This is a genomic window from Kitasatospora sp. NPDC048722 (genome assembly GCF_040650235.1).
GTDB lineage: Bacteria > Actinomycetota > Actinomycetes > Streptomycetales > Streptomycetaceae > Kitasatospora.
The window spans coordinates 167,192-185,080 of record NZ_JBEZGX010000001.1 but is presented as its reverse complement, the minus strand read 5'-3'; the positions used below and the strand labels follow the sequence as shown (position 1 = coordinate 185,080).

Annotated in this window: 18 protein-coding genes and 1 pseudogene; 8 read left to right on the top strand and 11 right to left on the bottom strand. The window is 74.4% G+C overall.

Translation table 11 applies throughout. From position 1 onward, the window contains the following. The first annotated feature begins 181 nt into the window (after window positions 1-181). From modA to AB0C76_RS00785, 3 genes are all read left to right on the top strand, one after another. Entirely contained in the window at window positions 182-1,045 is an 864-nt protein-coding gene (modA, locus tag AB0C76_RS00795; protein ID WP_359957496.1) for a molybdate ABC transporter substrate-binding protein, read from the top strand. Beyond that, complete coding sequence (locus tag AB0C76_RS00790; RefSeq protein ID WP_359957493.1) at window positions 1,042-1,950, top strand: ABC transporter permease; 909 nt, start codon at window positions 1,042-1,044, stop codon at window positions 1,948-1,950. The genes modA and AB0C76_RS00790 overlap by 4 nt, the downstream gene beginning before the upstream one ends. Before the next feature lie 200 nt (window positions 1,951-2,150). Next, the gene (locus tag AB0C76_RS00785; RefSeq protein ID WP_359958077.1) at window positions 2,151-3,179 is read left to right on the top strand and encodes an ABC transporter ATP-binding protein; all 1,029 of its coding nucleotides are present in this window, start codon (window positions 2,151-2,153) and stop codon (window positions 3,177-3,179) included. Window positions 3,180-3,210: 31 nt separating this feature from the next. On the opposite strand, the gene AB0C76_RS00780 is transcribed toward AB0C76_RS00785, so the two are convergent. After that, entirely contained in the window at window positions 3,211-3,954 is a 744-nt protein-coding gene (locus AB0C76_RS00780) for a response regulator transcription factor (protein ID WP_359958075.1), read from the bottom strand. After that, window positions 3,954-5,207, bottom strand: coding sequence for a histidine kinase (locus AB0C76_RS00775; RefSeq protein WP_359957490.1), 1,254 nt, complete (start codon window positions 5,205-5,207; stop codon window positions 3,954-3,956). The genes AB0C76_RS00780 and AB0C76_RS00775 overlap by 1 nt, the downstream gene beginning before the upstream one ends. Window positions 5,208-5,421: 214 nt before the next feature. Here AB0C76_RS00775 and AB0C76_RS00770 point away from each other — a divergent pair, with 214 nt between their 5' ends. The 3 genes and pseudogenes from AB0C76_RS00770 to AB0C76_RS00760 all read left to right on the top strand — a co-directional run bounded on the left by AB0C76_RS00770 (window position 5,422) and on the right by AB0C76_RS00760 (window position 7,556). Then, entirely contained in the window at window positions 5,422-6,381 is a 960-nt protein-coding gene (locus AB0C76_RS00770; RefSeq protein WP_359957487.1) for an ABC transporter ATP-binding protein, read from the top strand. Then, window positions 6,378-7,148 (top strand): hypothetical protein, encoded by a 771-nt coding sequence (locus AB0C76_RS00765; RefSeq protein WP_359957484.1) that lies wholly within the window; start codon window positions 6,378-6,380, stop codon window positions 7,146-7,148. The genes AB0C76_RS00770 and AB0C76_RS00765 overlap by 4 nt, the downstream gene beginning before the upstream one ends. A gap of 47 nt (window positions 7,149-7,195) precedes the next feature. Beyond that, window positions 7,196-7,556: pseudogene (locus AB0C76_RS00760) on the top strand (metalloregulator ArsR/SmtB family transcription factor). 94 nt (window positions 7,557-7,650) lie between these two features. Here the strand turns inward: AB0C76_RS00760 and AB0C76_RS00755 are convergent. The 3 genes from AB0C76_RS00755 to AB0C76_RS00745 form a co-directional block, all read right to left on the bottom strand. Further along, complete coding sequence (locus AB0C76_RS00755) at window positions 7,651-8,271, bottom strand: aminoacyl-tRNA hydrolase (RefSeq protein WP_359958073.1); 621 nt, start codon at window positions 8,269-8,271, stop codon at window positions 7,651-7,653. A gap of 185 nt (window positions 8,272-8,456) precedes the next feature. Then, window positions 8,457-8,972 (bottom strand): hypothetical protein, encoded by a 516-nt coding sequence (locus AB0C76_RS00750; RefSeq protein ID WP_359957481.1) that lies wholly within the window; start codon window positions 8,970-8,972, stop codon window positions 8,457-8,459. A gap of 44 nt (window positions 8,973-9,016) precedes the next feature. After that, a complete protein-coding gene (locus AB0C76_RS00745) occupies window positions 9,017-9,949 on the bottom strand; it encodes a hypothetical protein (protein WP_359957478.1) in 933 nt (310 codons plus the stop codon). Between the two features lie 124 nt (window positions 9,950-10,073). On the opposite strand from AB0C76_RS00745, the gene AB0C76_RS00740 reads away from it, so the two are divergent. Both AB0C76_RS00740 and AB0C76_RS00735 read left to right on the top strand, forming a co-directional pair. Next, the gene (locus AB0C76_RS00740; protein WP_359957476.1) at window positions 10,074-10,445 is read left to right on the top strand and encodes a YbjQ family protein; all 372 of its coding nucleotides are present in this window, start codon (window positions 10,074-10,076) and stop codon (window positions 10,443-10,445) included. Between the two features lie 136 nt (window positions 10,446-10,581). Beyond that, entirely contained in the window at window positions 10,582-11,757 is a 1,176-nt protein-coding gene (locus AB0C76_RS00735; RefSeq protein ID WP_359957473.1) for an NAD(P)-binding domain-containing protein, read from the top strand. Window positions 11,758-11,847: 90 nt separating this feature from the next. Here AB0C76_RS00735 and paaE read toward each other — a convergent pair whose 3' ends face one another. The 6 genes from paaE to AB0C76_RS00705 all read right to left on the bottom strand — a co-directional run bounded on the left by paaE (window position 11,848) and on the right by AB0C76_RS00705 (window position 17,463). Further along, window positions 11,848-13,029, bottom strand: coding sequence for a 1,2-phenylacetyl-CoA epoxidase subunit PaaE (paaE, locus tag AB0C76_RS00730; RefSeq protein WP_359957470.1), 1,182 nt, complete (start codon window positions 13,027-13,029; stop codon window positions 11,848-11,850). Further along, window positions 13,030-13,581 carry a 1,2-phenylacetyl-CoA epoxidase subunit PaaD gene (gene paaD, locus AB0C76_RS00725; protein WP_359957468.1) on the bottom strand — a complete coding sequence of 184 codons (552 nt, stop codon included), beginning with the start codon at window positions 13,579-13,581 and terminating at the stop codon, window positions 13,030-13,032. Next, a complete protein-coding gene (gene paaC / locus AB0C76_RS00720) occupies window positions 13,578-14,498 on the bottom strand; it encodes a 1,2-phenylacetyl-CoA epoxidase subunit PaaC (RefSeq protein ID WP_359957465.1) in 921 nt (306 codons plus the stop codon). Before paaC ends, paaD begins: the two co-directional genes overlap by 4 nt. 13 nt (window positions 14,499-14,511) lie before the next feature. Next, complete coding sequence (paaB, locus tag AB0C76_RS00715; protein ID WP_359957462.1) at window positions 14,512-14,823, bottom strand: 1,2-phenylacetyl-CoA epoxidase subunit PaaB; 312 nt, start codon at window positions 14,821-14,823, stop codon at window positions 14,512-14,514. Next, on the bottom strand, window positions 14,820-15,851 hold the full coding sequence (gene paaA / locus AB0C76_RS00710; protein ID WP_359957459.1) for a 1,2-phenylacetyl-CoA epoxidase subunit PaaA: 1,032 nt from the start codon (window positions 15,849-15,851) through the stop codon (window positions 14,820-14,822). The genes paaB and paaA overlap by 4 nt, the downstream gene beginning before the upstream one ends. Before the next feature lie 271 nt (window positions 15,852-16,122). Then, the gene (locus AB0C76_RS00705) at window positions 16,123-17,463 is read right to left on the bottom strand and encodes a M20/M25/M40 family metallo-hydrolase (RefSeq protein ID WP_359957456.1); all 1,341 of its coding nucleotides are present in this window, start codon (window positions 17,461-17,463) and stop codon (window positions 16,123-16,125) included. Window positions 17,464-17,889 lie beyond the last annotated feature (426 nt).

Genomic DNA, 17,889 nt, shown 5'->3' with positions numbered 1-17,889 from the left:
CCACCGTCCGTGCACGTTTGAGCCTTCCCACAGGTGGGCGGACACCCTCACCGCTCCCCGCCTGTGCAATGCGACAGACGCTTTTCCACTCGCATTTGCGGCACTATGATCACCGTAACGGCCGCACCTGCGGCCCCACCCCCGCGCCCCTTCCGGCGCGTGCCGAGGAAGGGAAGCACCGATGGGCTTCCGCACGACCACCACCCGCAGACTCGCCGTCGCCGCCGTCGCGGCCCTCGCCCTCAGCCTCGGGGTCACCGCGTGCGGCAGCGACGGCGGCAAGTCCTCGGCCGGGGAGACGACCCCGGCGGCATCCACCGGCTCGGCGGCGGCCGGCGGCGCGGCGAGCACGGGCTCGGTCCCGAAGGCCACGGGCGACGTCACCGTCTTCGCCGCCGCCTCGCTCAAGGAGACCTTCACCGAGCTCGGCAAGAAGTTCGAGGCCGCGAACCCGGGCGCCAAGGTCAAGTTCAACTTCGGCGGCAGCTCCAGCCTCGCCACCAGCATCAACTCCGGCGCCCCGGCCGACGTGTTCGCCGCCGCCAGCCCGGCCACCATGAAGACCGTGACGGACGCGGGCGGCACGGGCGGCACGCCGGCCACCTTCGTCAAGAACACGCTCACCATCGCCGTGCCCAAGGGCAACCCCAAGCACGTCACCGGGCTGAAGGACCTCACCGCCTCTGGCGTGAAGGTCGCGCTGTGCGCCAAGGAGGTGCCGTGCGGCGCGGCCGCCCTGACGGCGCTGCAGGCCGCCGGCGTCAACCTGACCCCTGTGACCCTCGAACAGGACGTCAAGGGTGCGCTCACCAAGGTCGAGCTCGGCGAGGTCGACGCCTCCTTCGTCTACCGGACCGACGTGAAGGCCGACGCCGGCAAGATCGACGGCGTGGACTTCCCCGAGGCCGCCAAGGCCGTGAACGACTACCCGATCGCCACCCTGGCCAAGGCCCCGAACAAGGACGGCGCCGCCGCGTTCGTCGCCTACGTGCAGTCGTCCGAGGGCAAGCAGGTGCTGACCGCGGCGGGCTTCCAGACACCGTGAGCGGCCGAGACAACAGCACCAGGGCGGGCGCCGGCCACGGGGACACCCCCGTCGGCGCCCGCTCCGCTGCCACCCCGCCCTCCGTACCACCCGGCCCGAAGGCGCCGCGCCGCCGCCAGCACGCGCCGCGCGTCCCGGTCACACTGCTGCTCCCGGCGCTGCTCGGGCTGGTGTTCCTGGTCCTCCCGCTCCTCGGCCTGCTGGTCCGCGCCCCGTGGAGCGCCCTCTCCGAGAAGCTGACCAGCACCGCCGTCTGGGACGCCCTGCGGCTGTCACTCATCTGCGCGACGCTCGCCACCGCGGTGTCGCTGGTCCTCGGCGTCCCGCTGGCGTGGCTGCTCGCCCGCACCGAACTGCCCGGCCGACGGGTCATCCGGGCGCTGGTGACGCTGCCGCTGGTGCTGCCGCCGGTGGTCGGCGGCGTGGCGCTGCTGCTGGTCCTCGGGCGGCGCGGGATCGTCGGCTCGTGGCTGGACTCGGCGTTCGGCATCACCCTGCCGTTCACCACCACCGGCGTGGTGATCGCCGAGGCGTTCGTCGCGATGCCTTTCCTGGTGATCAGCGTCGAGGGCGCGCTGCGCGCCGCCGACCCCCGTTACGAGGAGGCCGCTGCGACCCTGGGCGCGTCCCGGCTGACGGCCTTCCGCCGTGTCACGCTGCCGCTGATCGCGCCCGGCATCGCCGCCGGGGCCGTGCTCGCGTGGGCCCGGGCGCTCGGCGAGTTCGGCGCGACGATCACGTTCGCGGGCAACTTCCCCGGGAAGACCCAGACCATGCCGCTGGCCGTCTACCTCGCCATGGAGTCCGACCCGGAGGCGGCGATCGCGCTGTCCCTGGTGCTGCTCGCGGTGTCCGTCGCCGTCCTGGTCGGCCTGCGCGACCGGTGGATGTCCACCACGCCGTGACCGCTTCCTCCCCTCCCCTTCCCCGCCCCATGGACGCCGCCCGGATGAACCCAGGACCCGTGAACCCCGCTCACCCGAACCCGGCACGCCCGAGCCGGGCGTCAGGGAGCCCGGCCGCCGAAAGTCCCACACCCGCAAGTCCCGCGCCCGCAAGTCCCGTATCCGGGAGTTCCGCGCCCGCCCTCGACGCCCGGCTCCGGATCGAGCGGGCCGCGTTCACGCTCGACCTGGCGCTCACCGCCGCACCCGGGGAGGTGATCGCCCTGCTCGGCCCGAACGGCGCCGGCAAGTCCACCGCCCTGCGCGCCCTCGCCGGACTGCTCCCGCTCACCGGCGGCCACCTGCGCCTGGACGGCGCCGTGCTCGCGGACCCCGTGCGCCACGTCCACACCCCGGCCGAGGAGCGCCCGGTCGGCGTAGTGTTCCAGGACTACCTGCTCTTCCCGCACCTCAGCGCGCTCGACAACGTCGCCTTCGGCCCGCGCTGCCAGGGCCGCTCCAAGCGCGAGGCCCGCGCCGAGGCGGCCGGCTGGCTGGAGCGGATGGGCCTGGCGGACCAGTCCGCCTCCCGGCCCGGCGGCCTCTCCGGCGGGCAGGCCCAGCGCGTGGCCCTCGCCCGGGCACTGGCGGTGCGCCCGCGGCTGCTCCTGCTGGACGAGCCGCTGGCCGCCCTGGACGCCCGCACCCGCCTCGAGGTTCGCTCCCAACTCCGGCGCCACCTGGCCGAGTTCGAGGCGGTCGCGGTGCTGGTCACGCACGACCCACTGGACGCCATGGTGCTGGCCGACCGGCTGGTGGTGATCGAGGGCGGCCGGGAGGTGCAGTCCGGCACCCCGGCGGAGATCGCCCGGCGGCCGCGCACCGACTACATCGCCCGCCTGGTCGGCCTCAACCTGTACCAGGGACGGGCGGACGGCCGGCGGGTCGAGCTGGCGGACGGCACGGTGCTGGCGACCACCGAGGAGCTGTCCGGCCCGGCGTTCGTCGCGTTCCCGCCGTCGGCGGTGACGCTGCACCGGGAGCGGCCCGACTCCAGCGCACGCAACGTGTGGGAGGCCAAGGTCGTCGGGCTGGACCTGCACGGCGACCAGGTCCGCGCCGACCTGACCGGCGAGCTGCCGATGGCGGCGGACCTCACCCCGGCCGCCGTCGCGGAGCTCGACCTGGCGCCCGGCACGACGGTGTGGGCGTCGGTCAAGGCCGCCCAGACGCACGCCTACCCGGCCTGAGGCGGGGGCCGCGCCGCCCCCGCTCCCGTCCCTACTCCGACTCGGACTCCGACGGCTCGACGAACCCCGATTCATACGCCGCGATGACCGCCTGCGTGCGGTCGCGCGCGCCGAGCTTCGCGAGGACGCTGCTCACGTGCGTCTTGACCGTCTGCACGCCGACGAAGAGCCGGTCGGCGATCTCGCCGTTGCTGAGCCCGCGAGCGACCAGCCGCAGCACCTCGGCCTCGCGCTCGGTCAGGGCCGCCCTCGCCAACGCGACGCGGGCCGCCGGGTTGCCGTGTCCGGCGGCGAGGCGGCGGATCGAGGCCGGGAAGAGCAGCGACTCCCCGGCCGCCACGAGGCGCACGGCGTGGACGATCTCGGCCGGGCGGGAGCGCTTCAGCAGGAATCCGTCCGCGCCCGCGCGCAGGGCCTGGTAGACGTAGTCGTCGTTCTCGAAGGTGGTGAGGACGAGGATCTTCGGCAGCCGCTCCTCCGGGCTCCCCGGGTCACCCTGCTTCCGCCGGCTGCCCGGGTGCGCCGTCGTCCGGGGCCGGACGAGTTCGCGGGTCGCGGCCAGGCCGTCCAGGACGGGCATCCGGACGTCCATCAGCACGACGTCCGGCCGCAGCGCGCGGGCGAGCGCCACCGCCTCGGCACCGTCGGCGGCCTCGCCGACCACCCGCAGGCCGCCCTGTGCCTCCAGGACGGCCCGCAGACCGGCCCGGACGAGTTCCTCGTCGTCGGCGAGCACGATGTCGACGGTCCCGGCGGCGCGCCCGTTGTTGATCATCACGATCCCAAGCGTAGGGGCAGCCGGACGGCGAGCACCCATTCATCACGACCGTCGCCGCCCTCGCCCCGCCCCTCCGTCCCCGCCGTGGCCTCGCCCCCGAGCAGGACGGCCCGTTCGCGGATCCCGCGCAGCCCCTTCCCCCCGCGCCCGGCCGGCGCGGAACCCGGCACCGATGCACCGCCCCGCGCCTGTGATGCGTTGCGCAACGGGTTGGCACAGCGCAGCTCCAACCGCCCGTCCCGGACGAAGATCCGGACGCCGACCGGCTCGCCGGGTGCGTACTTGAGCGCGTTGGTCAGCCCTTCCTGGACGATCCGGTAGCACTCCCGGGACAGCACCCCTGGCAGGACAGCGGCGGGCACGTCGATCGACGCGTGGACCGGGTTCCCCGCCGCCCGCGCGGTGTCGAAGAGCGAAGGGAGTTGCTCAACACCCGGATTCTCGGTGGTCGTTCCGTCCGGAGCCTCGCGCAGCAGGACGAGCGTCCGTTCGAGGTCGTCCATGGCCCTGCGGCCGGTCTCCTCGATGACTTCGAGTGCCTTGGCGGCGAACGCCGGATCTCCGACCTCGCGCGCGGCGCCCGCCTGCAGGACCGTCACCGTCAGTGCGTGGCCGATGGAGTCGTGCAGCTCGCGGGCCAACCGGTTGCGTTCCAGCAGGCGTTCGGCCCGCAGTTCGGCCTCGGCCAGGCGCTCGGCCGGTGACGGGCTCAGCAGCGCTACGGCCATGGCCAGTTGAAGCCGACCGGCCCAGACAACCAGCCAGCCGTAGCCGAAGAGCAACACCGGTGCCGCCAGCGGGCGCCAGAACTGCCCCCGTGCGTGCGGAAGTCGGAGCCCACCGAAGGCGGAGTCGGATCCGGTCAGCAGCGCATAGACGGCGGTGAGCGCGGCCACCGACGCGAACCCCATCACTGTTCCGAGCGCGACGCGCCCGATCAGCCAGGCTGCCGTACGCCGCCGGTCGGCCCAGGTGCGGGACGGGTCGGCGGCGATGTCCTCCTCGCGGTCCGGCACCAGCAGCAGCCGTGCCTGGACGCCCTCCGCGCGGCGCATCGCGGGCACCAGTGCGACGAGCGCCAGCAGGATGGCGTCCGTTGTGACGCTCTGCGCCAGGATCTCGGCGAGGCCCTTCCGGTACGTCCCTGGGTAGACCATCAGGACGACGCCCGCGAAGACCCACCCGATCAGCAGGTGCAGCCAGCGCGCGTACGTGGCGCCCGCGAGCAGCGGCGCTATGAACCTCGGCATTGCGCCATCCTGCCAGGTCAGCACCGCGCTTGACGTCCCTCCTCGGTCCACTTCCGGCTCCCTCCCGAGAGGGAGCCGGCTCCCCTCCTCGGCGGGATCCGCCGGACCGGCCCGCCCCGGTCGAATGGAGCAACCCGCCGGAGAACCGGCGCGGAGTCCCGGGCGGAACGCCTTCGGGCCCGGTGGGAGGAACGAGAGGAAGGAGCGTGCGGCCGTGATCGAGATCCAGGGCCTCACGAAGGAGTACGCGGGCAAGCGGGTCGTCGACGACCTGTCCTTCACCGTCCGGCCAGGCGTCGTCACCGGCTTCCTCGGCCCGAACGGCGCAGGGAAGAGCACGACGATGCGCCTGGTCCTGGGCCTGGAACGCCCGACCGCCGGCCGCGCACTGATCGGCGGCGACGCCCCGGCCGGAGGCCGCCCGTACGCCGAACTGACCCAACCCCTAAGGCAGGTGGGAGCCCTGCTCGACGCCCACGCCCTGCACGGCGGACGGACCGCACGCGGCCACCTGCGCTGGCTCGCCGCGAGCAACGGCCTGCCGGAGCGGCGCGCGGACGAGGTGCTCGCGCAGGCCGGCCTGGCCGACGCGGCCACCCGCCGGATCCGCGGCTTCTCGCTCGGGATGCGCCAGCGCCTCGGGGTGGCCGCGGCCCTCCTCGGCGACCCGCCCGTCCTGATACTGGACGAACCGGTGAACGGCCTCGACCCCGAGGGCATCCGCTGGATCCGCACCCTGCTGCGCGAACTCGCCGCCGAGGGGCGGGCGGTGCTGGTGTCCTCCCACCTGATGTCCGAGATGGCACTCACGGCCGACCATTTGGTGGTGATCGGCCGCGGCCGCCTGCTCGCGGACGCCCCGGCGACCGGGTTCATCGAGCGCCACGGCCGCCCCCGGGTGCGCGTCCGCGCCGTCGACGCGACGAAGCTCGGCGCACTGTTCGGCGGCGACGCCGTGCACCGGTTGGCTGCGGACGGCGTCTCGGTCTCCCAAGTGGACGGCGAAGCCTGGGAGGTGAGCGGGACGGAACCGGAACGGATCGCCGCGCTCGCCGCCGAGCACGGCGTGGTGCTGTACGAGATCGCCGTCCAACAGGACTCCCTGGAGGAGGCCTTCATGCGGATGACGGCCGACAGCGTCGAGTACCGCGCCGGCTCGGCGGCCACGGCATGAACCCAACCACCGACGCCGGAAGCGTGTTTCGCCACGCCCTCCGCGCCGAACGCATCAAGTTCACCACCCTGCCATCGCTCTGGATCCCGCCCCTGCTCGCGCTCCTCCTGACGCCCGGCATCACCACTGCGGTCGGCGCCGCGCTCGGGGGCACGGAGCCCCACCTCACCGACGACCCCGGCGCCGGCGTCTACTACGGCCTCAACTTCGGGCAACTACCGATGGTTTGCTTCGGGATCCTGTTGATCGGCCTGGAGTTCAACACCCGCATGATCGGCACCTCCCTGAGCGCCGTCCCGTCGCGCGGACACCTGTACGGCGCGAAGCTCACCCTCGCGGCCGCGGCCGCCCTCGTCGTCGGCGCGGTCGGGACGGCGGGCGCGTTCGCCGGGTACGCCGCCACCGTCCCGGGCGAGTGGGCCGGGCCGGCGCTGGTACGCAGCGCCGCCGCCGGCGTGCTCTACCCCGCGCTCCTGACGGTGTTCTGCCTCGGGGTGACCACCTTGCTCGGCAACCTCACCGCCGCCATGGGCCTGCTGACCCCGACCGTCTTCCTGCTCTCGCCGCTCCTCGGCGGCATCCCGGGAGCAGGCCGGGTGGTGCAGTTCCTGCCCGACCGCGCCGGCCAGTACGCACTGCACTACGCCGACGACCCGCAGATCGCCTACGGACACTGGACCGGCCTGCTGATCACGGCCGCATGGACGACCGCCGCGGCCTGCGGCGGACTGCGGGCGATGAGGCGGTACGAGGCGGCGGGCCACTAGCAACTTCCGGGTTGCACATCGGCGGATCGACGTGCAAAGTTGCCCGCGTGACACCGGAGCGCGGAAGCGATCCGGTCGCGGCGGTACTGGCCGCGCTCGCCGAGCCGACCCGACGGCAGGTCCTCGACGCCCTCGCCGACCGGGGCACGGCGACCGCCACCGAGCTCGCCGGCGGACTCCCCGTCACCCGGCAGCGCGATCGTCAAGCACCTCGCCGTCCTCGACCAGGCGGGCCTCGTCACCGCCCGTCGTGCCGGACGCGAGGTCCGCTACCAGCCGTCCCCCGACGCCCTCACGGCCACCGCCCGCTGGATGGCCGACCTGGCCGACGCCTGGGATCGGCGCCTCCTGGCCATCAAGCACCTCGCGGAGGGGGGCGACGGCGGCGGAGTGACCGCCGACGGGTGACAGCGAACAGCGAACAGATGACAGATTTCGAAATCTGTCATCTGTTCGCTGTTCGCTGTTCGCCGCCAGCGGGAGCGCGGCCGACCCCGTGCCCCTACCGCAGCGCCGGGTGCTCCGCGATCACCGTGCAGCTGCCGGGCGCGATCTCGGTGAAGCCCGCGTCACGCACCACCGGGAGGCCGCTCGCCACCAGCTCCGCCCACGCCGCCGGCGTCGGCGTCCGCACGGCGAGCGCGAAGCCGGACTCGGCCCATTCCTTGCGCTGCGCCTCGTCCAGCCGCCACCAGGCGAGCTGGGCAGCGTGCCCGGTCTGGGCCATGGTCTTGCCCGCGCTCATCTCCACGTCCGGGTTGAGCCACAGCACCGGAAGGTCCGCCTCGGGGGCGCCGATCTCCTCGGTCTCCTCCAGATCCGTCCCCGAGACCTGGAGCTTCGCGAGCTCCTTCGGCCACCCGTCCAGCGGGACCGGCGGGAACACCCGCACCTCCGCCTCCCGCCCCCGCACGGTGATCCCCGGCAGTTCGCCGGCCCGGCGCCACTCCCCGCCCCGGGCCCGCCGGACCACCTTGCGGATCCGCGCGTCCTCCCACGCGGCGACCCGCTCGGCCCACTCGCCGTCCGCCTCGGTCACCCGAGGGTCGGCCAGCAGCGTGAGCACGGCGCGGGCCGAGGTCTCCAGCGCGTCCGTCCGCCCGGGCGGCGTGGCCCGCTCCATCCGCACCACCAGCGGCAGCACGTACTGCGGCCGGCCGTCGCGGTCGTCTGAGGCGGGCACGGGAACGGGGGCATCGAACGGAGAAGTCACCCGTCCAGCATGCCAGTCCCCCCGATCACCCGGTCACGGCAGGTGCCGCCACCGGCCCACCCCCCGGCCCCAGCCCTCGGCCACGCCCGCCGCGGCTACCGCAACCGCTGCCGCAGCTCGTCCACCGCCGTACGGATGCCCGCGCTGTAGGCGTCCTCCGGCAGGGCGTCCAGGCTGCGGACGGCCCGCTCCAGCTGATCGCGCGCGAGGTCGGCCTCGCCCAGCTTGAGGTGGTCGGAGGCCAGGTTGAGGTGCAGCGACGGGTAGAACGCCCGCACCTGGAGCGCGGACTCGTACGTCTGGGCCCGCTCGGCGGTCAGCGAGTCGGCGGCGGCCAGCGCCCGGCGGTCCCACTCCAGTTCGGCCCGCGGGTCGTCCTGGAGGTCGGCCAGGTAGTGGGCGAGCACGCAGCGGTGGAAGACGTCGCCGCGCTCGCCGAGCGCCTCCCACAGCGCCTCGAAGCTGGCCCGCGCCTCGGCCGTGCGGCCGCGCTGCGCCGCCTGCACGCCGTCCAGTCCGAGCGCGATCCGGGAGAGGAACTGGTCGTCCCCGCCCGGCGGGAGCCCGTCCGGGCCAGCGGGCACGTCGCGCATATCAGATACGTCGGACATGCCCGCAGCCTAGCGGCCGCCCCGGGAACGCGCCGGACGGCGGGTCAGCGCCGGTAGCCGCGCTGACCGTCCCGTTCCTCCGCGTCCTCGTAGGCCAGGAACCAGCCCTCCGGGTGCGTCGCCGCCAGCAGCAGCTCGGTGCGCTGCTCGGTGGCGAGCTCCGGGTCGCCGTCGTCCGGCCCGTAGACGCCGAACAGCTCGTCGTGGCAGCCGTCCCAGTCGTAGTCGTACAGGTCGGCGGGCAGGTCGCCCATCATGTCGGCCACCGACTCGGGCTGCGCGCCGAGCAGCGCGCGGGCGTCGAGGAGGGCCATCCGCAGCGCGATCTCCTCGGCCAGGCAGCGCGGCAGCGGCCACTCGCCGAGCGCGAGGTCGTCGGCCAGGTCGTCGAAGGCCCGGGCCATCCCGCGGCGCCAGCCCCGGTGGAGGCGCCAGGTGCGCTGGGGCAGCCGGGCGAAGACCGTCCAGTCGGCGTCCTCGCCCTCGGTGACCGGATCGTCCCCGTGCTCGTCGAGGTCGTCGTACGCGGCGTCGGCCAGTCCGAGCAGCTGGGCGTGCAGGAGGCACGCGGTGCGCGGGGTGAGCGTCCAGTCCCCGCCCGCGCCGCCGCCGTCCTCGTCGTCGCCCTCCAGCGGGAACAGCTCGGCGAAATCCGGCGCGAAGTCCTCGGTGACGCTGATCTCCAGCGTCCCGCCGATCGCCTCGACGCCCGGGATCGCGGCCACCAGCCGGTCCGGGTGCAGCAGCGCGCCGAGCGCCGCGTTGGCGTCCTCGGCCACCTCGCGCAGCAGGTCGCGGCGCTGGCCGGCTGGATCGATGCCGTCGAAGTCCAGTTCCTCCACAGCCGCGATCGCCGCGGCGCGCAGCGCCGGCCAGTTGGTGATCCGCAGGCCCAGCACCACCGTCGCCTCGATCTCCTGCGCACCGGAGTCCTCCGCCGCGCCCGGCCCCTGTGGATGATCGCTTCGCTCGCCCATGGGGCTACGGTACGGCTTTTCGGCCGCCCGATCACCGGTCTGAACCAGCTTCCGGACACCTTGTCCGCCACACCCCGGCCACGCCTCTGTCACTCGGACGCACGACGGCGGCAGGATGGGCCTTATGGCTGACATCAACGAGTACGGCGGCGGGCAGGGCCCGAACGCCGACGTCCTGGTCGTGACCACCAACGACATCCCCGGCTTCCGTGTCGACCACGTGATCGGCGAGGTGTTCGGGCTGACCGTGCGCAGCCGGCACATCGGCAGCCAGATCGGTGCCGGGCTGAAGTCGCTGATCGGCGGCGAGCTGAAGGGTCTGACGAAGACCCTGGTGGAGAGCCGCAACGAGGCGATGGAGCGGCTGGTCGAGCAGACCAAGGCGCGCGGGGGCAACGCGGTCCTGATGATGCGCTTCGACGTGACGGAGGCAGCGGATGTGGGCACCGAGGTCTGCGCGTACGGCACGGCGGCCGTGATCTCCCCGACGACCTGATCGGCTGATCCGGCTGATCCAACTGGTCCGGCTGGCCCGGCCAGTCCCGCTGGTCCGGTTGGTCCGGTTGGTCCGGCGCCCCCGGGCCGCCGGACACTGCGGGGAACACCCGCCCCACCCCCGATGTTTCATCGGCGTGACTGTTTACGGTGCAACCAACGACGCGGGGCAGCGGCGGGTGGACGTCCTGGTGGTGGGTGCCGGGCAGGCGGGTCTGTCCGCCGCCTACCACCTGCGCCGCCGCGGCTTCGCCCCCTACCGGGCGGACGTCGACGGCGGCTTCGTCGTGCTCGACGCCGGGCGCGGTCCGGGCGGCGCGTGGGCGCACCGCTCGCCCTCCCTGCGGATGGCCACCGTGCACGGCTTCCACGACCTGCCCGACGCCGAGCTGCCCGCGCCCGACCCGGCCTCCCCCGCCCGCGAGGTCGTGCCGGGGTACTTCGCGGCGTACGAGGCGCGGCACGCGCTCCCCGTCGTGCGCCCCGTCACCGTCCACGCGGTGCGCGCCGGGTCGCACCGGCCGGACTCCCGGCTGTTGGTCGAGACCGACCACGGCACCTGGTCCACCCGGGCGCTGATCAACGCCACCGGCACCTGGACCCGCCCGTTCCTGCCGCACTACCCGGGCCACTTCGCCGGGCGGCAGCTGCACTACGTCGAGTACGACGGGCCGGAGGAGTTCACCGGGAAGCGGGTGCTGGTGGTGGGCGGCGGAGCGTCCGCGATCCAGGTGCTGTCGGAGGTCGCGGCGGTCGGCGAGACCGTGTGGGTCACCCGGACCCCGCCGGTCTTCCACGAGGGGCCGTTCACCCCCGAGTACGGGCGGGCGGTGGTCGCGAAGGTCGAGGAACGGGTCCGCCAGGGACTGCCGGTGCGCAGCGTGGTGAGCGTGACCGGGCTCGGCCCGTCCGTCGCGTACCGGCGTGCCGAGGAACTGGGCGCGCTGCACCGCCGGCCGGTGTTCGACCGGCTCACCGAGCACGGAGTCGCCTGGGGGGACGAGGAGTTGGCGGTGGACGCGATCGTGTGGGCGACCGGTTTCCGCCCCGAGGTCGGGCACCTCGCCCCGCTCGGGCTGCGCTCCCCCGGCGGCGGCATCGCCCTCACCGGGACGCGGGCCACCGCCGATCCGCGTGTCCACCTCGTCGGCTACGGGCCGTCGGCGAGCACGGTCGGCGCCAACCGGGCCGGGCGCGCCGCCGTCAACGACCTGGTCCGTCTCCTCGGCGACCCGACGGTGCAGCCCGCGGGCGAGCCGGCAGGTGAGCTGGCAGGTGAGCCGGTGAAGCGCCCCGCCCCGGTCGGCGTCTGACCCGGCCGGGGGTCTTCCGGCGCGGTCCGGTCCGGCCTGAAGCGGTCCAGCCTGAAGCGGTCCGGCCGCGCTCCCGGCGGGGGTCCCACGTCAGCGGTCGTAGTCGACCGTGACCCGGTCCGTCAGCGGGCGGGCCTGGCAGGTGAGGACGTAGCCCGCGGCCAGTTCCTTCTCCTCCAGCGCGAAGTTGCGGCGCATCTCCACCTCTCCGTCGGTGACGAGCGCGCGGCAGGTGCCGCAGACGCCGCCCTTGCAGGCGAACGGCAGGTCGGGGCGGGAGCGCTGGGCACCGTCGAGGATCGAGCGGTCGCGCGGGAGGGAGAGCGTGCTGCCGCGCCCGTCGAGGACGACGGTGACCTCGCTGTGCGCGCCGTCCGCGCCGGCGTGCGCCGCGTCGGGGTCGTCGGCGCGCTCCGTGACCGGCTCGTCCTCGGCATGGAAGAGCTCCTGGTGGACGCGTTCGCCCGGCACACCCAGTTCGGCGAGCAGCTCCTTCGCCCCGGCGACCATGCCGAACGGGCCGCACAGCCACCAGTGCCCGACCCGCCCGACGTCCACGAGGGCGCCGAGCAGCGCGCGCACCCGCTCGGGGTCCAGACGACCGCTGAGCAGTTCGGCGTCCCTGGTCTCCCGGGACAGCACGTGGACCAGCTGGAAGCGGCCGAGGTAGCGGTCCTTCAGGTCGGCCAGCTCGTCGGCGAACATGACGGTGTCGCTGCGCCGGTTGCCGTAGAGGAGGGTGACGGTGGAGGCGCGGTCGGCGGCCAGGACGGACGCGGCGATCGACAGCATCGGAGTGATGCCGGATCCGGCCGCGAGCAGCACGTGGTCGGCGGGGACGCCGAGTTCGGGACTGAACAGGCCGGTGGGCGTGAGCACCTCCAGCTCGTCGCCGACCCGGGCCTCGCGCACCAGCCGGCGGGAGAACAGACCGCCCGGCACCTCGCGGACGGCGATCCGCAGCGGGCCGCCGGCGGGGGCGCAGATCGAGTACGAGCGGCGTTCGTCGCAGCCGTTCACCTCCTGGCGCAGCGTCAGCGTCTGGCCGGGCCGGAACGCGTACGCGGCGGCGAGCCCGTCCGGCACGGCGAAGGTCACCGCGACGGCGTCCTCGCAGAGGCGCTCGATCCCGGAGATCCGCAGATGGTGGAAGACGGGGCGGCGGGCGGCGGCGGGAGCCACAGCGCTGATCTCGGCGCTGATCTCGGCGCTGGTCTCCGTGCTGGTCTCCGTGCTGGTCTCCGTGCTGGTCTCCGTGCTGGCGGCGGGCATTCAGATCTCCTTGACGCGTTCGAACGGCTCGCGGCAGGCGCGGCAGCGCCAGAGGGCCTTGCAGGCGGTGGAACCGAACCGGGACAGCTCCTCCGTGTCGGCGCTCCCGCACTGGGGGCACGACACGGGCGCGGCGGAAGCGGCCGTCCGGATGGGGCCCAGGGTGAGCGCGACCGACACCGCGCCACCGGCCCCCGCGCCCGGGCGCGGCGGGGCGATGCCCGCCTCGGCGAGCTTGCGGCGGCCCTCGGCGGTGATCATGTCGGTGGACCACGGCGGGTCCAGCCGCAGCCGCACCCGGACGTCCCGGTAGCCGGCCGCGCGCAGGCGGCGGTCGACGTCGGCGGCCATCTCGGCGACGGCCGGGCAGCCCGAGTACGTCGGGGTCAGCCAGGCGGTCACCGCACCCGTGGCGCCGTCCGCCTCGACGTCGGCCAGCACCCCCAGGTCGGCCAGGGTGAGCATGGGCAGCTCCGGGTCCGGGACGGCCGCGGCGATCGCGCGGGCCAGGTCCCGAACGGTGGGCTCCGCCGAGACGCCCGCGCCCGTCACCACGTCGCCCCCGGGTGGGCGCGGGCCACCACCTGCAGCTCCGCGAGCAGCGGGCCCAGCACCTCCGTGTGCACGCCGTCCCGGCCCGCGCGGCCCAGGACGGTGGCCAGCGGCGGCACGTTTGGCACCGCAAGCCCGGCCTCGGCGAGGACGGCGGCGAGCGAGCGCAGCACCGGTTCGCGCAGCACCGCCGGGTCCACGCCCACGCGCAGTTCCACCGGGTGCGCCGTGAACAGTTCCTCCAGCAGCGGCCACACCGCGTCCAGCCCGGCCTGCATGCGCGCCGACGAGTACGGCGTGCCGTCGCCGAGCCGCAGCGTCCAGGCGGTCGCGTACTCGCGGTGGTACGCCAGCTCCTTGACGCCGCGGGCGGCGACGGCCGCGAGCACCGGGTCCGGGTGGGCGCTCAGCGCCTCGTACAGCGCGCCGCGGGCGGTCGCGAACACGAGCAGGCGGGCGACCGAGTACGCGAAGTCGCCGTTCGGCGTCTCGACGAGGCGGACGTTGCGGAACTCGTGCTCCTCGCGCCAGTACGCGAAGTCGTCCTCGGTGCGCCCGGTGCCGTCCGCCTGGCCGGCCCTGGTGAGCAGCAGGCGGGCCTGGCCGAGGAGGTCCAGGCCGAGGTTGGCGAGTGCGACCTCTTCCTCCAGCTCGGGCGCGCGGGTGCACCACTCGATCAGCCGCTGGGCGAGGATCAGGGCGTCGTCGCCGAGCATCAGGCAGTAAGCGGCGAGGTCGGCGCCGTCCACGCCGTCGGGCAGGGCGGTGTCCACGCCGAGCAGCGGGTCGGCGAAGCCCGTCCCGTACGCCCAGCGGCCCTCGCCCTCGGGGCCGGGGGCGGCCTCGGAGAGGCCGAGGTAGACGTGGTCGTCGTCCGGTGCGGCGGCGGTGCCGGCGGGTGCGGTGTGGTCGTGCACGGTGGTTCCCCCGTCAGATGTGCGGGACATCCTCGGGGATGTCGTAGAAGGTCGGATGGCGGTAGACCTTGTCGCCGCTGGGTTCGAAGAACGGGTCCCGCTCGTCCGGGGTGGAGGCCGTGATCGCGTCGGAGCGGACCACCCACAGGCTCACGCCCTCGTTGCGGCGGGTGTAGAGGTCGCGGGCGGCGAGCAGGGCCATCCGGTCGTCGGAGGCGTGCAGCGAACCGACGTGGACGTGGTTCAGGCCGCGCCGGGGGCGCACGAACACCTCGTACAGCGGCCAGCCGGCCTTGCCGGCGCCGTCGACGTTGGACTCGGTCACTTTCCGTTCTCCTGTTCGGTGCTGCCGGGCTGCTCGGCGGCGCGGTGCTCGGTGCCCCGCTGCTCGGTGCCCCGGTGCTCGGCGGCGCGCTTCTCCGCGTAGGCGACGGCCGCCTCGCGGACCCAGGCGCCGTCCTCGTGGGCGGCCCGGCGGCGCTCGACGCGCTGGGCGTTGCACGGGCCCTGGCCCTGGATGACGCGGGTCAGCTCGGCCCAGTCGGGCTCGCCGAAGTCCCAGCCGCCGCGCTCCTCGTTCCGGCGCAGCTCGGGGTCGGGGAGGGTCACGCCGAGGTGCTCGGCCTGCGGGACGGTCATGTCCACGAAGCGCTGGCGCAGCTCGTCGTTGGTGTGGCGCTTGATCCGCCAGGCCATGGACCGGGCCGTGTTCGGGGAGTCGGCGTCCGAGGGGCCGAACATCATCAGCGACGGCCACCACCAGCGGTCGACCGCGTCCTGGACCATCCGGCGCTGGGCCTCGGTGCCGCGCATGAGGGCCATGAGCAGTTCGTAGCCCTGGCGCTGGTGGAAGGACTCCTCCTTGCAGACCCGGACCATCGCGCGGGCGTACGGGCCGTAGCTGCAGCGGCACAGGGGCACCTGGTTGCAGATCGCGGCGCCGTCGACCAGCCAGCCGATCACGCCGACGTCGGCGAAGGTGAGGGTCGGGTAGTTGAAGATCGAGGAGTACTTCTGGCGGCCGGAGATCAGCTTCTCGGTCAGCTCGGCGCGGTCGACGCCGAGCGTCTCGGCGGCGGCGTAGAGGTAGAGGCCGTGGCCGGCCTCGTCCTGGGCCTTGGCGAGGAGGATCGCCTTGCGGCGCAGCGACGGGGCGCGGGTGAGCCAGTTGCCCTCGGGCTGCATGCCGATGATCTCGGAGTGCGCGTGCTGGGCGATCTGGCGGATCAGGGTCGCCCGGTAGGCGTCGGGCATCCAGTCCCGGGGCTCGATCCGCTGTTCGGCGGCGATCACCGCCTCGAACCGGTCCTCCTGCGTCTGTGCGGGGACCGGCTCGGCCACCTCTGCTGTCACCACGGTCCCCTCTCACGTGCCTTCGCCGCGCATCAACCGACTGACCGTTCGGTCGGTACCATTCTGCGCGGCGAGGCGGGGCCCTGGCAAGGGATGAGGGCACGGAGGGTGGCGGGGGTGGCGGGGGGTTGCGGGACGACGGGGGTGGGGTGCGGGTGGACAGACAGATGACAGCGAACAGATTTCAAAATCTGTTCGCTGTCATCTGTTATCTGTTCGCTGTTATCCGTGAGCTGCCATCTGTTCGCCGCCAGTCGTCAGCCGCCGGTCGTCAGCCTTCCGCGCGGTCCCGCAGCCTCGGCAGCGGCACCGCGAGGAGCGCGGCGAGCAGGGCGATCCGGGGAGCGAGCTGATCGATCCGGATGTACTCGTGACGGGCGTGCGCCCCGGCGCCGACCGCTCCGAAGCCGTCCAGCGTCGGGAGTCCTCGCGAGCCGGGCAGGTTGGTGTCCCCCGCGCCGCCCGCCGGACCGCCGTCGAGCTGCTGACCCAGCACCGCCGCGAGCGAACGGACGTGCCTCAGCAGCGGATTGCCCGAACGTTCCGGCCACGCCGGACGGCTCGACAGCACCTCGGTGCGCACCCGTGCCCCCGGCCGCAGGGCGGTCAGCCGGGCCAGGTTGTCGAGTGTCCTGCGCTGCGCCTCGGCGGTGGAGAAGCGCAGACCGAGCTCGGCCTCGGCCCGCCCCGCGACGACGTTGGCACGCGAACCGCCACTGATCCGGCCGGCGTTGAGCTCCGTTCCGGGCTGGCCTGCCAGCCCGCGGACCACGACGAGCTGGTCGACGAGCTCGTCGACGGCCGACACCCCGTCGCGGGAGTCGTTGCCCGCGTGGGCCTCCCGGCCGGTGACGGTGAGCCGCACCCGGCTGCTGCCGCGCCGGGCGGTCTTGAGCCGGCCGTCCGGATGCGGCGGTTCGAGGCCCAGGACGGCTGCGGCGCCCCGCAGTTGGCGCTCGACGAGGCGCCGCCCGTCCGGGCTGCCGACCTCTTCGTCGGACACCACGACCACCCGCACGCTGCGGTGCGGCCGCTGCCCGAGGTCGGCGAGGAGCGCGAACGCGCCTTCCAGGACCGCCAGTCCGCCCTTCATGTCGACGACGCCGGGACCGGTGAGCGTGCCGTCCTGTTCGGAGACGGGCCAGTCGGCGAGGGTGCCGACCGGCCAGACGGTGTCGTGGTGGCCGACGATGAGCAGGTGGGGCAGGGTCTCGTCCTGCCCCACCCATTCCAGGACGAGGTGGTCGCCGGCCGGACCGGGTTCGCGTCGGGCGGTGGCTCCGGTGGCACGGAATCCACTGGCCAACTCCTCCGCGAGGGCGTCGAGTCGGGGAGCGTCACCGCTCGGGGACTCGATCCGCGCCAGGTCGGCGCAGCGGCGCCGGACGCCGCCGGCGAGGGTCCGGGCGCGGGTGCTGAGGGCCTGCGGGAGCCCGGGGAGCGCGGCGGTGGAAGCGGGTTGGGCGACGGCGCCGGGCCGGGCCTCCGCGACATGGGCGGCGGCGCCATATCCGTCGGTAGCACGGGCCCCAGTACGGGTCTCGACGCGGGCCTCGGACCGGGTCCCCCCCTCGGTGGCGCCCGGCACGGTCGCCCTCCCGGTGGCGGTCACGGAGGAGGCGGCCTTGGGCGCCGGCGCGGAGGCTGCCGTGGACGTCGTCCTGGGCGTGGACTTCGGCGTGGACGCGGACTCCGGTGTGGGCGCGGACTTCGGCGCGGTCGTGGCGGGTGCGGGAGTGGCGGGTGCAGTCGCGGCGGGAGCGGCTGTGGCGGGAGCGGCCGTGGCCGGCGCGGGTGCGGCAGGTGCGGTCGTGGCGGCCGCGGTCGCACGCGGCGACCCGACGATCTGGGGACTCAACGCTCGCCTCCTCGGCCGCCGCCGGTATTCAGCGGCCGCACCGGCCGGCCGGTCCATCCGGCGTGCCGGACCCGGGCGGGCCGGGCCGGGCGGCCGGGATGGTGGGCGGTCCGTCCGGACGGCCCGTCCGGCCCAACTACGGTGGAACGGCTGGTCGGCGTGCTTGGCATTGCGTCCTCC

Coding starts and splice junctions, on each gene's coding strand:
- modA (WP_359957496.1), top strand. CDS start 182: ATGGGCTTCCGCACGACCACCACCCGCAGACTCGCCGTCGCCGCCGTC.
- AB0C76_RS00780 (WP_359958075.1), bottom strand. CDS start 3,954: ATGATCAACAACGGGCGCGCCGCCGGGACCGTCGACATCGTGCTCGCC.
- AB0C76_RS00775 (WP_359957490.1), bottom strand. CDS start 5,207: ATGCCGAGGTTCATAGCGCCGCTGCTCGCGGGCGCCACGTACGCGCGC.
- AB0C76_RS00765 (WP_359957484.1), top strand. CDS start 6,378: ATGAACCCAACCACCGACGCCGGAAGCGTGTTTCGCCACGCCCTCCGC.
- AB0C76_RS00755 (WP_359958073.1), bottom strand. CDS start 8,271: ATGGAGCGGGCCACGCCGCCCGGGCGGACGGACGCGCTGGAGACCTCG.
- AB0C76_RS00750 (WP_359957481.1), bottom strand. CDS start 8,972: ATGTCCGACGTATCTGATATGCGCGACGTGCCCGCTGGCCCGGACGGG.
- AB0C76_RS00745 (WP_359957478.1), bottom strand. CDS start 9,949: ATGGGCGAGCGAAGCGATCATCCACAGGGGCCGGGCGCGGCGGAGGAC.
- AB0C76_RS00740 (WP_359957476.1), top strand. CDS start 10,074: ATGGCTGACATCAACGAGTACGGCGGCGGGCAGGGCCCGAACGCCGAC.
- paaE (WP_359957470.1), bottom strand. CDS start 13,029: ATGCCCGCCGCCAGCACGGAGACCAGCACGGAGACCAGCACGGAGACC.